11 protein-coding genes are annotated in these 12,861 nt (G+C 62.4%); 5 read left to right on the top strand and 6 right to left on the bottom strand.

Annotated features, from left to right (window positions below):
- Positions 1–95: 95 nt before the first annotated feature.
- A complete protein-coding gene (locus ACP15W_RS05180; protein WP_424931791.1) occupies positions 96–1,688 on the bottom strand; it encodes an L-lactate permease in 1,593 nt (530 codons plus the stop codon).
- Positions 1,689–1,973: 285 nt separating this feature from the next.
- Between ACP15W_RS05180 and ACP15W_RS05175 the strand changes: the two genes are divergently transcribed.
- A complete protein-coding gene (locus ACP15W_RS05175) occupies positions 1,974–3,125 on the top strand; it encodes an AI-2E family transporter (RefSeq protein WP_424931790.1) in 1,152 nt (383 codons plus the stop codon).
- Between the two features lie 16 nt (positions 3,126–3,141).
- Here the strand turns inward: ACP15W_RS05175 and ACP15W_RS05170 are convergent, their stop codons facing one another.
- Positions 3,142–3,498 carry a DUF1428 domain-containing protein gene (locus ACP15W_RS05170; RefSeq protein ID WP_424931789.1) on the bottom strand — a complete coding sequence of 119 codons (357 nt, stop codon included), beginning with the start codon at positions 3,496–3,498 and terminating at the stop codon, positions 3,142–3,144.
- 79 nt (positions 3,499–3,577) lie between these two features.
- On the opposite strand from ACP15W_RS05170, the gene ACP15W_RS05165 reads away from it, so the two are divergent.
- Together ACP15W_RS05165 and ACP15W_RS05160 are read left to right on the top strand one after the other, a co-directional pair.
- Positions 3,578–4,021, top strand: a complete 444-nt coding sequence (locus ACP15W_RS05165) for a MarR family winged helix-turn-helix transcriptional regulator (protein WP_424931788.1) — start codon at positions 3,578–3,580, stop codon at positions 4,019–4,021.
- A 142-nt stretch (positions 4,022–4,163) separates the two neighbouring features.
- Positions 4,164–5,249 (top strand): GGDEF domain-containing protein, encoded by a 1,086-nt coding sequence (locus ACP15W_RS05160; protein ID WP_424931787.1) that lies wholly within the window; start codon positions 4,164–4,166, stop codon positions 5,247–5,249.
- 46 nt (positions 5,250–5,295) lie between these two features.
- On the opposite strand, the gene hisI is transcribed toward ACP15W_RS05160, so the two are convergent.
- A complete protein-coding gene (gene hisI, locus ACP15W_RS05155) occupies positions 5,296–5,655 on the bottom strand; it encodes a phosphoribosyl-AMP cyclohydrolase (RefSeq protein WP_424931786.1) in 360 nt (119 codons plus the stop codon).
- A 75-nt stretch (positions 5,656–5,730) separates the two neighbouring features.
- Between hisI and ACP15W_RS05150 the strand changes: the two genes are divergently transcribed.
- Positions 5,731–6,177 carry an iron-sulfur cluster assembly scaffold protein gene (locus ACP15W_RS05150; protein WP_424931785.1) on the top strand — a complete coding sequence of 149 codons (447 nt, stop codon included), beginning with the start codon at positions 5,731–5,733 and terminating at the stop codon, positions 6,175–6,177.
- 1,032 nt (positions 6,178–7,209) lie between these two features.
- On the opposite strand, the gene recG is transcribed toward ACP15W_RS05150, so the two are convergent.
- Both recG and ACP15W_RS05140 read right to left on the bottom strand, forming a co-directional pair.
- The gene (gene recG / locus ACP15W_RS05145) at positions 7,210–9,294 is read right to left on the bottom strand and encodes an ATP-dependent DNA helicase RecG (protein ID WP_424931784.1); all 2,085 of its coding nucleotides are present in this window, start codon (positions 9,292–9,294) and stop codon (positions 7,210–7,212) included.
- Between the two features lie 126 nt (positions 9,295–9,420).
- Positions 9,421–10,053 carry an NAD(P)-dependent oxidoreductase gene (locus ACP15W_RS05140; RefSeq protein WP_424931783.1) on the bottom strand — a complete coding sequence of 211 codons (633 nt, stop codon included), beginning with the start codon at positions 10,051–10,053 and terminating at the stop codon, positions 9,421–9,423.
- A 63-nt stretch (positions 10,054–10,116) separates the two neighbouring features.
- Here ACP15W_RS05140 and ACP15W_RS05135 point away from each other — a divergent pair, with 63 nt between their 5' ends.
- Positions 10,117–10,713 (top strand): TetR/AcrR family transcriptional regulator, encoded by a 597-nt coding sequence (locus ACP15W_RS05135; protein WP_424931782.1) that lies wholly within the window; start codon positions 10,117–10,119, stop codon positions 10,711–10,713.
- Here the strand turns inward: ACP15W_RS05135 and ligA are convergent.
- Positions 10,710–12,818 carry an NAD-dependent DNA ligase LigA gene (gene ligA, locus ACP15W_RS05130; protein ID WP_424931781.1) on the bottom strand — a complete coding sequence of 703 codons (2,109 nt, stop codon included), beginning with the start codon at positions 12,816–12,818 and terminating at the stop codon, positions 10,710–10,712. The two genes, ACP15W_RS05135 and ligA, sit on opposite strands and share 4 nt — an antisense overlap.
- Between the last annotated feature and the right edge of the window lie 43 nt (positions 12,819–12,861).

Raw genomic sequence — 12,861 nt, 5'->3', positions numbered from 1 at the left:
GCGCCTACGGCACGCCCGGATCTCAGGTTGAGCGCCCGGTTTAGCCGCTCACGTCAACCTGTCAAGACGCGCGATGCCACGCCCCCAAAGAGGGATCAGAGAAACAGCCACCAGGCCAGCAGCGCGGAAGTAAAGCAGTAGTAGAGCATTGGCACCAGCGTGAAGCGGATGATCTGCCCCTCCTTGCCGACAAGATTGACGACCGAAGCGGCCGCGACCACGTTCACGACGCAGATCATGTTGCCCGCATTCGCACCGATGAGCTGCAGGGCGAGGATCACCGTCTCGTTCAGAGCCAGCTCCTGGGCCGTCGATTGCTGGAGGCCCGCGAACATCATGTTCGAAAAGGTCGCACTTCCGGCAATGAAACTTCCCAGCGCGCCCACCAGCGGCGCAACCAGCGGCCAGCTTTCCGAGAAGGTGCGCGCCGCAAGCTGGGCAAGCTCGATCGGCATGCTGTTGAGGTCCGCCAGGTTCACCCCGGAATTGAGGAAGATCCGAACCATGGGCACCGAGGCGCCCAGCGCGATCACCGTCGGCCCGAGCGCTTTCACCGAATTGCCCCAGGCTTGGGCCACCTTGTCGGCGGGCTTCCGGTGCAGAATGATCGTGATCAGCGCCACCAGAACGAAGATCGTGCCGGGCAGGTAGAGCGTATGCGCGCTCACCGACACATTCGTTCCGAGAATGTCATTCCAACTCACGGCCGTGGACGTGAGCCAGTCCTTGAACGGAAGAAACTCAAGCCGCGTTATTACGAGGAAGGCCACAACGAGCAGATAGGGCACCCAGGCGAGCCAGAGGGGCATTTCCCCGAGATCCGGCCCCTGATCCTCCACGGCTTCCTCCGTCCGGAAACGCCAGACCTCGCGCGGAACGAGAAACCCGGTGCGCGCTGCAAGCGTGGTCAGCACCAGCCCCACGAGCGCACCGAAGATCGAGGGGAATTCCGGCCCCAGCAACCAGGCAACGCCCCAGGCTGGCACGGTATAGGCCACACCGCCGAAGAGCGCGAATTTCCAGGCCTGCAGGCCCGGCACCCAGGACTTGTCCGGCCCGAAGAAGCGCGTGAGCATCGCCACCATCAACAGCGGTATGAAACTCGCCACCACCAGATCGAGCGTCACCGCCTGGATCGCGACCGCCTGCATCTGCTCGGCCGTGATCCCGTCCACCCCCTGCCCGATCCCGACCAGAACCGGCGTCCCCACCGCACCAAAGGAAACCGGCGCACTGTCGGCGATCAGCGCAAGAACCACGGCTGCGAGCGGCGGAAACCCGAGGACGACCAGGAGCGGCGCGACGATCGCCGCAGGCGTGCCGAACCCAGATGCCCCCTCGAGAAAGGCGACAAACAGCCAGCCCACGATCACGACCTGCAACCGCCGGTCCGGCGTGATCCCGGTGAACCCCTTGCGGATGACCGAAATCGCACCGGAAAAGGTCAGCGTGTTGAGGAGCAGGATGGCCCCGAAGACGATCCAGACGATGGTGAGCGCGATCACCCACCCCTCCAGCACCGAGGCGAACACCCGCGGCAGCGGCACCTTCCAGATGGCAAGCGCCATTCCTGCCGTGACAAGAAGGCTCAGGGGCATGGCGCGGGTCGCGGGCATCCGCAACATCACCAGCAAAAGGAAAACGGCGAGAACCGGCGTCGAAGCGGTCAACAACTGAATGAGCGTCATGCAAATCCCTTAACCATACTTCATCAAACGCCGAGCGCCCCGCTCACATGCAGGATAACAATGCCCCTCACACCGGGTGTCAAACCCAAAACAGGGCATCCGCACCACGCATCTGCCCAGTGGCGAAATATTGGTCTGAAACCGCGGAGGCCCGAGTGCCCCGACACCCGCGCCGGATACGCCGGAGACCGGCCTCGTGCGGGGGAACCACCGCCTCTGCTCGGGCGTTTGCATGATACGCCGCACTACTACGATCGTGGTTGCGGCGAGAGGGGGGAAACGATCGTGAAGGAAGCGCCAGACGCGCCCGGCACCGATTTGCCTGCCACAAAACCGCATACACTGCCCCCACGGCCCGTGGATCCGGTCGTGCGATGGTCCACCCTGAGCATCTGTCTGTTGCTTTCGATCTTCGCACTGGCCTATGCGCGAGACTTCCTGATGCCGGTCGTGCTCGCCTTCATGCTTACAATGGTGTTCAGCCCGGTCCGGCGCTTTCTGGAAAAGCGGGGCATTCCGTGCAGCGCATCCGCGGCGCTCATCGTCGGCATTTTGCTGTGCAGCCTCGTTGTCGGCGCACTCGGGCTGGCGGTTCCGATCAGCGAATGGGTCGACCGGGCGCCAGAAATCAGCCGGGAGATCAACCTCAAGATCAGTTCCATGATGGGCGCGGCCGAACAGGTCCGCGAAGCGGTCGAGCAGGTCGACGAACTTGCCAGCGGCGGAAACGGACCGAACGTGCCCGTGGTTGCCGTGCGCGAGCCCGGCATCACTGCCAAGGTGGTGCTCCTGGCGCCAGAGGTGCTGGCCCAATCCGGCTTCACCCTGATCCTGCTCTATTTCCTGCTGGCTTCGGGCGACATGTTCTACGAGAAGATCGTCTACGTGCTGCCAAGCTTCCGGGACAAGCGGCGCGCCGTGGTCATCGCTCGCGACATCGAGCGCAAACTGTCTCGCTACCTGTTCACGATCACCGTCATCAATGCCGGCCTCGGCGTCAGTGTCTGCCTCGTGATGTGGGCGTTTTCCATGCCCAGCCCGGTGCTGTTCGGACTTGCGGCCTTCCTTCTCAACTACATTCCCTACATCGGCGCGGCCGTCGGCGTGCTGTTGTCCACCGGCGTGGCACTCATAAGCCTGCCAGACCCCTTTTCCGCCATTTGGGTCGGCCTCGCCTACCTTGCGCTTACAAGTGTCGAGGGTCAGATCGTGACACCGATCTTCGTCGGCCGCAGCCTCCGGCTCAATACGGTCGTGGTGTTCCTCTCCGTCACCCTTTGGGCATGGCTCTGGTCCGCGGTGGGAATGCTCGTCGCGACCCCGCTTCTGGTCGTGGTGCGCACCTTCTGCGAACACATTCCAGCCCTTCAGGGCTTCGGGCATTTCCTGTCGGCACGCGGGACGGAATCCTTCGAGGACGACCCGCCCCGGAAGTGACCTCGGGGCCCCGGCCTCAGGCCTCGAAGACGGATTCGAACCCGCCGTAGATCATACGCTTGCCGTCGAAGGGCATCCCGTCCTTGAACACCTCCTGCCAGCGCGGATCGGTCTCCATCGCCGCCATGCAGGCATCGCTCGTCGCCTTGTCCGGCCACTCGATCCAGGAAAAGACAACCACCTCGTCCTCGGCCTTCTTCACCGCCATCGGAAAGGACGTCACCTCCCCGTCCGGCACATCGACCCCCCAGCACTCCTTCATGCGCGTTGCCCCGAACGCCTTGAACAGGACGGAGGCCGCCCGCGCGGACTCGATGTAGGCGTCCTTATTGGCGGCCGGAACCGGCGCGAGAAACCCGTTTACGTAAGACATTCCATGAACTCCTCAGATCAATTCACCAGAATCGCCCGGACAGCTTGACACCGAATTACGTTGATATCAACTTATATGGATGACCGACGCCTCGCTCCCGATCGAATACACGATTGAAGTGCGGGATCGCTGCCTGTGCGTTCGCGCGCAGAGAGCCGCCCGCACCCTTGCACGCCGCTTCGACGAGGCGCTCAAGCCGCACGGGCTGACGAACGGACAGTTCTCGCTTCTCATGTCCCTCAATCGCCCGGAGACGCCACGCATCGGAGAACTGGCGGAGTTCCTTGCGATGGATCGCACAACCATCACGGCCGCGCTTAAGCCGCTCGAACGCCGTGGCCTCGTCACGATATCTCGCGACAGGAAGGACGCGCGAAATCGCCGACCGGCGCTGACCGACTCGGGCCGGCAGATTCTCAGGGAGGCACTCCCGATCTGGCGCAAGACCCACGACGCGATCGACAAGTCCATCTCCCCGCTCCCACCGGAAGACCTGCGCCACGCGCTTGATGCACTGGTCTGAGCCGCCGGGTTCCGCGCAACCCTTATTCTACAATTATTCCACGTGTTAATGATATAGCAAGCCCGTGCGGGTCTGTATGGCCGGAACTGGCAGTGGGCCCACGCCATGTTGGCTCGAAAAGAGGCGTCAAACCGGCACGCAAATGATGAGACAGAACACGGCGAACCAGGCCGAAGACACATCGCAAGAGCAGGCATCGGGCGGACGAAGCTGGACCGAGACGGAAGATCTCTGCCGCAAGACGCTCGATTTCTGCGCCGAAAAGGGACTCTCTCCCGTTCCGCCAATCTACGAGCTTGTCTTCAAGTATTTCGAGGGCAAGCGCGAAGATATCGTTGCGGGTCTTGGCGAAGCCCTCGAGCGCGGCCCGGTGCAGAGCTTCCAGTTGCTCGAGCTGCACGACAGGTATCTCGGCAATGACGATCTCGCGATCGCCTTCGGGACAATCGGCACGAATCTCGGCAATGAGCTCGGCTCGCTCGAACAGATCACCAGCACGGGCCAGGAGGACGCCATCCGCTCGCGCGGTGAGCTCACCCGCCTGGTGTCCGGCCTCCACAGCCACCCGTCGACGAGCGACATGTCTAGCCTCGCACAGCGGATGCGCGACATTGTCCTGCAACAGTCCCGCAATGTGAGCGACATGAAGGAAGGGCTCGACGACGCCCGCGGTCGCCTCAGCAAGATCGAGCGCGAACTTGAAACCTATGTCCGTCAGGCCAATACCGATTTTCTGACCAGCCTGCCCAACAGGCGCGCGCTCGACGCGAAGCTCTCGAACCTCTTTTCCAAGCCCTACCGGCCCGGCATGCACGACACGCTGCTGATGATCGACATCGACTGGTTCAAGACCGTCAACGATTCGCACGGTCATGAAGTCGGCGACAACGTCCTGCGGGAATTCTCGAGCATTCTCAAGAACGAGTGCCAGAAGGTCGATGCCTATCCCGGTCGCTGGGGAGGCGAAGAATTCTGCGTGATCCATTCCTGCAAGTTCCCCGGAACCGGCCTGAAGCTGGCCGAGGAAATTCGCACCCGGTTCGAAGGCCTCAACTGGAAACGAATGTCCGACGGCGTGGATATCGGCAAGATCACGGTCTCCGTCGGCCTTGCCCGGCGCACCGAGGATTCCGATCCGGCAACCCTGGCCACGCAGGCCGATCAGGCGCTTTACGCCGCCAAGGATGCCGGCCGGAACCGATGCGTGGAATACGCGCCACCATCCTGACACGACAAAGCCGCTTCAGAACGGCCCTTTCGGGGCCGCGCGGGGCTCAGGCCATCGGCTCGCTGAGGATCACTTCCTCGCCGTCGCGCACTGCCGTATAAAAACAGCTCCGCCGGTTGGTATGACAGGCCGGGCCGGTCTGATCCACGATGAGCAGCAGGCAGTCCCGGTCGCAATCGACTCGCAGCTCGACGAGATGCTGAAGATGGCCGGAGGTCGCGCCCTTGGCCCAAAGCTCTCCACGGCTGCGCGACCAGTAGGTGACATGGCCGGTCTCTAGGGTTACCCGCAGGCTTTCCGCGTTCATCCAGGCCAGCATCAGGATTTCGCCCGAGCGATCCTGTGCTATGGCCGGAATCAGCCCCCTGTCGTCGAAGCGCAGACTCGCGATGTCGAAACCAGACATGAATACTTCCCCTTTTCGGGACATTGGATCGCGCCTATCTAGGGGAAGCTGAAAGATTTTCAAAGGGTCGTCCGCATGAGCAACAACGAAGACATGGTCAAGCTCTACTCCGGGCGTATCCTTGCGCTGGCCGCTTCCATTCCCCACGCCGAACGCCTCGACCAGCCCCAGGTTTCGGCCAAGAAACGCTCTCCCCTTTGCGGCTCGACCGTGACCGTGGACCTCAGCCTCGAGAATGGCCGCATTTCCCGGTTCGGCCAGGACGTGAAGGCCTGCGCGCTGGGCCAGGCATCCGCCTCGATCCTCGGCAAGAAGGCCATCGGTCGGACAAGGGATGAGATCGAGACAGCGCGAGATCAGCTGCGCGACATGCTGAAATCCGACGGCCCCGTCCCCACCGCGCCCTTCGAGGAATATGAAGTCCTCATTCCCGCGCGAGACTACAAGAACCGCCATGCCTCGATCATGCTGGCGCTCGAAGCCACCCTCGCCGCCTTCGACGAGGCTTCTGCCACTGCCTGACGGCCGGCCTGGACGTCACTTAATACGCCGGATCAGCCAGCCCAAATCGGGAACAGCACCAGCGTCAAACCAGTCGATCTGCCGGACACAACGGCACCGCGTGCCGTATCGACTGTATCTGATCGCGCGAGACCATTAGCTAACCCGCGCATGTGCCGGGGCTCAAACACGCCCCGACCATACCCCGCAGGGCCGCCCGCAGGCTCCTGTCGCCAGGCAGGGTCTTTCCCCATCAGGAACAACTCCGGCCACAACCCTGTCGATCCACGGCACCGAGCAATAGCACGGGGCTGCATTTCCATTTCTTCCACCAAGGCGCGCAAAACCATCAGCCAATCCGTCGAACGCGCCAATCACCTGTTTACCTCTCGACCTGATTCCGCACCAAGGTTCGGAAGCACGAGAACCAGGCTTTCCGTCCATGTTGACCCCATGCCGGTGAGCAATCCTCAGTCCGCCTTCCGGGCTACCCGGCAAAACGGTCGTGCGCGACCTTCGCTGCCTCTCCGATCTACGCGCGGGTGATAAAAGGACCCTGTTTCTCGCCCCTGCAGCAAGCACCGCAAGGCGGGCTGAACGTGCATCAGCCATACTTTAGCCATACGATTTCCATACCGTTTCCATACCGAGACCATACCGGTTGAAAGGGCCCTCGTGCGTCCTCCCTGTGCCGGAAAAAAGGGCCGCAGCTCCCTAGGGAGTGCGGCCCGAAGTGGCGGCGCCGTGACAGGCAGGTTCCAAACAATCGGACAGTGAAGATCGGAACGGGCGCCGCAGGCAGTCGAAAAACCGGCAATCTAGTGACCGAGCGGGACAGAAAAAATCGCGACAATAACCGCGCAAAGAACGGAAAGGCTCATGACCTCCTGTGCAAGACCGTCACGATCGGCGGCCAGGAGACGGCGAACGGTATCTTTCACTTGCATATTCCTTCCTTACTTATCCCCAAGTCGAATCGCTTTGTTCGATAAATGTTCTCATTCTATTCCGATTCGGTCAACAGGATTGGAACATTAGCGGAACAAAATGGGGTCAGCCCACCGCAAGCATACGGATCGCCTTGTCGCGCTCCATCAAGTGAAGCAGCACGCGCATCGCCTTGCCGCGCTCGGAGATGAGATCGGGGTCTTGCGTCAAAAGCAACCTGGCATCGTCCTGCGCGACGGCCAGAAGGTCGGCCTGGGTTTCGAGGTCGGCAATCCGAAAATGCGGCAGTCCCGACTGCTGCACCCCCAGAAGATCCCCCGCACCGCGTATTTTCAGATCAGCCTCGGCAATCGCGAAACCATCCTCCGTCTCCCTCAAAGTCTCGAGCCGCGTTTGCGCCGTCTGACCAAGCGGCGGGTCGTAGAGAAGCAGGCAGGTCGATTTCTCCGCACCGCGCCCGACACGTCCCCGGAGCTGGTGAAGCTGTGCCAGACCAAAGGCTTGCGCACCCTCGATCACCATGATCGATGCATTGGGCACGTTCACGCCAACCTCGATCACCGTTGTCGCGACCAGTAGCCGAGTGCGCCCTTCGGCAAAATCCGCCATGGCCGCATCCTTCTGTGCCGGCGGAAGCTGGCCATGGATCAGGCTCACCTTTTCGCCCAGTGCGGCGTGCAGGCTTTCGTATCGCTCTACGGCCGCCGTCAGGTCTGCGGTCTCGGATTCGACCACGAATGGACAGACCCAATAGGCCTGCCGCCCCTCCTCCAGCGCCTTGCGAAGATGCTCCACCACCTCCGGGATGCGCCCGGAAGACACCAAGGCTGTTTCCACTGGTGTCCGCCCTGGCGGTTTCTCGTCGAGAACGGAAAGGTCCATGTCGCCATAGCTTGCGAGCGCAAGACTGCGCGGGATCGGCGTGGCCGTCATAACCAGAACATCGGGCACCCGCCCCTTCGCACTCAACTCCATCCGCTGGCGCACCCCAAAACGGTGCTGCTCGTCGATGACCACCAGTCGCAGATCGGCAAACGCTACATCCGCCTGGAAAAGCGCATGCGTTCCAACGAGGAAAGTGATTTCACCGGCCACCAAAGCGCGCAACTTTTCTGCCCGTTCCGGCCCCCTGTCACGACCCGTGAGCACTTCGGCCCTGATCCCAACCGGCTCAAGTAGCGGCGAGATGGAAGCAAGATGCTGCCGCGCGAGGATCTCTGTGGGCGCCATCAACGCGGCCTGCCCTCCAGCCTCGGCGCAAGCCAGCATGGCAAGCAGCGCGACCAGTGTCTTCCCCGCCCCGACATCCCCCTGGAGCAGCCGGTTCATCCGGTGGCTGTCCGCCATGTCGGCACTGATTTCGGAGAATGCCCGCAACTGTGCCCCGGTCGGCGTGTAGGGAAGTGCATCGAGAACCACCCGCGTCAGCCGCCCATCACCACGGGTTTCGTAACCCTTCGCCCGCTTGGTCTTCAGCCGCGCAAGCGCAAGCGTGACCTGATGCGAAACCAGTTCGTCATATGCGAGCCTTTCCCGTGCAGGATGGATGGGCAGAAGGTCGGCAGCCTGTCCCGGCGTGTGCGCTGCGCGCACCGCAGCCTGCCAGTCGGGCCAGCCGCGCTTGGCTTTCAATCCGGGCTCGATCCATTCGGGCAAATCGGGCGCGCGCTCGACTGCAGACCGAATGCCCCGGGTCATGGTCCGGAGCGTAAGCGCCTGCGTCAGCGGATAGACTGGCTCGAAATCTGGCAGTTCCCCTTCCTCCCCCGGCCGTAGAACATGATCGGGGTGCACCATCTGTGCCATGCCATCGAAAAGCTCGACCCGGCCGGAAACCACCCGTTTCTGTCCTGAGGGGAAATTGCGCCGCAGCCAATCCTCTCGCGGATGAAAGAACACGAGTTGAAACTCCGTCGCCGTATCTTGCACGAAAATGCGATAGGGGCGCCCTTTCACTCGCGGCGGCTGGTGCAGCCCGATCACCACCTCGACTGTGAGTGTGGCGGGGAGGCTGGCCCCCTGAACACTTGGCCTGATCCGCCGATCCACACCCGAGGATGGAAGCGTCAGGATCATGTCCGCAGGCTTGAAAATCGCAAGCTTCTCCAGAAGCTTCGCAGTCTTGGGTCCGATACCGTCAAGCCCGGTGATATCGGAAAAGAGCGGAAACAGGATATTCGGTCGGCTCATGCGCCCCCGCTCTCGCCGAAGGAAGGCCACGCGGGAGACCACCCTATCCCATTGAAAAGCGGTCATATTCCCACGCACCCGCCAACCGGATATCTATCAGGAGGGCGGGCGCAGTGCAATCGGCCATCAAGCGGCCAAAGCGTAGGAAAGCCCTGGTGCGTCATGGATATAGGTCGTGCTCTCAAGCTGCTCGAGCATGAAGCGTGCAACATCCGCCCTTGAGACATCAAGTGAGAGGTTGCGGGCGTCATTGGCAAACCCGTGGATATACTCTCCGCCAACGGGGCCATCGGTGAAGGCCGCCGGGCGCACAATCGTCCAATCAAGGCCGGAGTCCCGGACCAGACACTCCTGCGCCTGATGGTCAGCGTATGCAGGACGTAGAAGCATGCCGAACATGACGTGTTTCCAGAAGAAATTGAGGTTTCCGACGCTTTCTCCCGCGCCGAGGGTAGACTGGCATACGAGACGTCGCACGCCATGACGCTTCATCGCGGCAATCACATTTGCGGTTCCGGACGCGCGCACCCCGCCCTTGCGCCCCGCTCCAAGGGCCACGAGCACCGCATCCTGCCCGGCAACGGCTTTGGCCACCGCTTCCGGATCAAGCACATCACCCTGCACGAGCGCATCCGGAGAAAATTCAGGCTCAGTCGCCTGCCCGCGTGAAAAACCGGTGACGACATGCCCCTCTGCACGCGCTTGAGCAACGATATGGCGGCCCACGCTGCCGGTGGAACCAAAGACGGCGAGTTTCATGATGTTCTCCTGACTTTACATTGTGTAAATTGACACTGTGTAAATAACCGCTAACTTGACAAGATGTCAAATGATTCGATTCCCACTCGTGCACGGATCCTGGTTACCGCTCGTGAGCTTCTCGAAGCGGGCAAACCCAAGGGAACGCGCATGTCCGATATTGCCCGCCGCGCCGGCGTCTCGCGGCAGGCGGTCTACCTTCACTTCAAGAACCGCGCGGATCTGCTGGCGGAGGTCACTCGCGACATGGATCGCGCCTTCGATGTCGAAGCCCGGCTTGTGCCCAGCCGCGAGGCTTCCACGGGCCGCGAGAGGCTTCGCGCGTTCATCACCTTCTGGGGAGAATACCTGCCGCATATCGCTCCGGTGGCTCGCGCACTCATCGCGATGCAGGAAAGCGATGCGGAGGCGGAACGCGCCTGGCAGCAACGGATGCAGGACGTGCGCGAAGGTTGCGAGGCGGCGGTCCGGGCGCTTGCGTCCGACTCCGATCTGGCCGAAGTCTGGACGGTCGACTCCGCCACCGACATGCTCTGGTCGATGCTGTCGGTGGAGACCTGGTTCAAGCTCCACGAAACCTGTGGCTGGTCAAAAACGGATTACATCACTCGGATGCAGAACGCGGCGCTATCGACCTTCACGCGCAGGCTTGAGCCCTAACCGATCAACTCCAGCCATTCATCCTCGTTGAGGAGCGTCACGCCAAGCTCGCGCGCCTTTTTCTCCTTCGAGCCCGCTCCCGGACCGGCCACCACGTAATCCGTCTTGGCCGAAACCGATCCCGAAACCTTCGCACCGAGGCTTTCCGCCCGTGCCTTTGCCTCGGCCCTCGTCATCTTCTCTAGAGTGCCGGTGAAAACCACCGTCTTCCCTGCAACGGGGCTGTCAGCGGTCGCAGGCGCTTCCACATCCTCGACGTCGAGTTCGGCGACTAGGCGTTCGATTGCCGCGCGGTTGGCCTGCTCGTGGAAGAAATCCACCAGGCTTCCCGCCATGACAGGCCCCACGCCGTCGATATCGTTCAACGCCTGCCAGGCATCACCCTCGTGCTCCCGTGCCGCTTCCATCGCTTCGGCGAAAGCCGCCCAGGACCCGTAGCTTCGAGCGATCAGTCGCGCGGCTGTCTCGCCCACGTGCCGGATGCCCAACCCGAAGATGAGCCGGTTGAGCGGGATGGTCCGCCGCTCCTCGATCCCGCGGAAGAGGTTGCCGGCCGATTTCGCGCCCCAGCCCTCGCGCTTGCGCAATTCGTCGCCGTGGCGCGTCTCGAGCGTGAAGATGTCCGCGGGTTCCATTATCCAGCCTTCGGAGAAGAAGGCCTCCACCTGCTTGGAGCCGAGCCCTTCGATATCGAAGGCGTTGCGCGAGACGAAATGCCGCAACTTCTCCACCGCCTGTGCCGGACAGATCAGGTCGCCCGTGCAGTAATGCACCGCCTCGCCCGGTTCGCGGACCACGTCGGAACCGCAATACGGACATTTTTCCGGGAAAATGTAGGGCTTGCTGTCTTCGGACCGCCGCGAGAGATCGACATCCTCGATTTTCGGGATGACGTCACCTGCCCGGTAGACCGTCACCCAATCGCCTTCGCGGATATCGCGCCCCTCGCGGATCGGATTGCCCTTCGAATCGCGCCCGGCGATGTAGTCCGCGTTGTGCAGTGTCGCATTGGAAACCACCACGCCCCCGACAGTTACCGGAGTCAGCCGCGCGACGGGAGAAAGCGCACCCGTCCGGCCGACCTGGATCTCGATGGCCTCGAGCCGGGTGGTTGCGCGCTCGGCGGAAAACTTGTGCGCAATCGCCCAGCGCGGAGTGGAGGAGCGGAACCCGAGCCGCCCTTGCAGGTCCAGCCGGTCGACCTTGTAGACCACGCCGTCGATGTCATAGCCGAGATCCGCCCGCTGCGCCTCGATTGCGCCATAATGGGCCAGCATATCGTCGACGCCATCGCAGCGCTTCATCAACGCGTTGGTCACGAAACCCAACTCCGAGAGCCGCTCGATGGCCCCTGACTGCGTATCGGAAAGTGGCGCGCTCGTCTCGCCCCAGGCATAAGCGAAGAACTTCAGCGGACGCGAGGCAGTGACCTTTGCGTCGAGCTGGCGCAGCGACCCCGCGGCCGCATTGCGCGGATTGGCAAAGGTCTTCCCGCCCACCTCTTGCTGGCGCGCATTGATCGCGGCAAAATCCGCGTGGCTCATGTAGACCTCGCCACGGACCTCGAGCACTTCGGGGGCACTCTCGATCTCTACCGGAATGTCGTCGATGGTGCGCGCATTCGCGGTCACGTTCTCACCGGTCTCTCCGTCGCCCCGCGTGGCCGCTTGAACCAGCCTGCCGTTCTCGTAGCGCAGCGAGAGCGAAAGCCCGTCGATCTTCGGCTCGGCCGTGAAGGCAAGCGGATCCTGGGACCCGAGATTGAGAAACCGCCGCACACCGGAGACGAAATCGGCGATGTCCTCATGCTCGAAGCCGTTCGCAAGGCTCAGCATCCGGACCTTGTGCTTGATTTTCGAGAAGGCTTCCGACGGCGCGGCGCCGACCCGGTCGGACGGACTGTCTGCGCGTTTCAGCTCCGGAAAGCGCGCCTCGATTTCGGCATTGCGACGCTTGAGCGCATCGTAGCTCGCGTCGTCCATCACCGGGGCATCACCCTGATGATAGGCCAGATCGGCTGCCGCAATCTCGCGCGCCAGCATTTCGAGTTCCGCCTTTGCCCGTGCCGGTGTCAGGTCTTCAACCGCACGCTGCGTCCGAGCCATTGCCACATCCTCGCTCCAAAACCATGGCTTGGGTAATACGAGG

It is taken from the genome of Amaricoccus macauensis (assembly GCF_049800915.1).
GTDB lineage: Bacteria > Pseudomonadota > Alphaproteobacteria > Rhodobacterales > Rhodobacteraceae > Amaricoccus > Amaricoccus macauensis_A.
Note: the sequence above shows the minus strand (reverse complement) of the source record. Positions and strands in the feature narration are given on the sequence as shown.

Excerpts from the sequence above, each read along its gene's own strand:
- ACP15W_RS05180 (WP_424931791.1), bottom strand. The coding sequence starts at position 1,688 with ATGACGCTCATTCAGTTGTTGACCGCTTCGACGCCGGTTCTCGCCGTT.
- ACP15W_RS05170 (WP_424931789.1), bottom strand. The coding sequence starts at position 3,498 with ATGTCTTACGTAAACGGGTTTCTCGCGCCGGTTCCGGCCGCCAATAAG.
- ACP15W_RS05165 (WP_424931788.1), top strand. The coding sequence starts at position 3,578 with ATGACCGACGCCTCGCTCCCGATCGAATACACGATTGAAGTGCGGGAT.
- ligA (WP_424931781.1), bottom strand. The coding sequence starts at position 12,818 with ATGGCTCGGACGCAGCGTGCGGTTGAAGACCTGACACCGGCACGGGCA.
- ACP15W_RS05135 (WP_424931782.1), top strand. The coding sequence starts at position 10,117 with ATGTCAAATGATTCGATTCCCACTCGTGCACGGATCCTGGTTACCGCT.
- ACP15W_RS05150 (WP_424931785.1), top strand. The coding sequence starts at position 5,731 with ATGAGCAACAACGAAGACATGGTCAAGCTCTACTCCGGGCGTATCCTT.
- hisI (WP_424931786.1), bottom strand. The coding sequence starts at position 5,655 with ATGTCTGGTTTCGACATCGCGAGTCTGCGCTTCGACGACAGGGGGCTG.
- ACP15W_RS05160 (WP_424931787.1), top strand. The coding sequence starts at position 4,164 with ATGATGAGACAGAACACGGCGAACCAGGCCGAAGACACATCGCAAGAG.
- ACP15W_RS05140 (WP_424931783.1), bottom strand. The coding sequence starts at position 10,053 with ATGAAACTCGCCGTCTTTGGTTCCACCGGCAGCGTGGGCCGCCATATC.
- recG (WP_424931784.1), bottom strand. The coding sequence starts at position 9,294 with ATGAGCCGACCGAATATCCTGTTTCCGCTCTTTTCCGATATCACCGGG.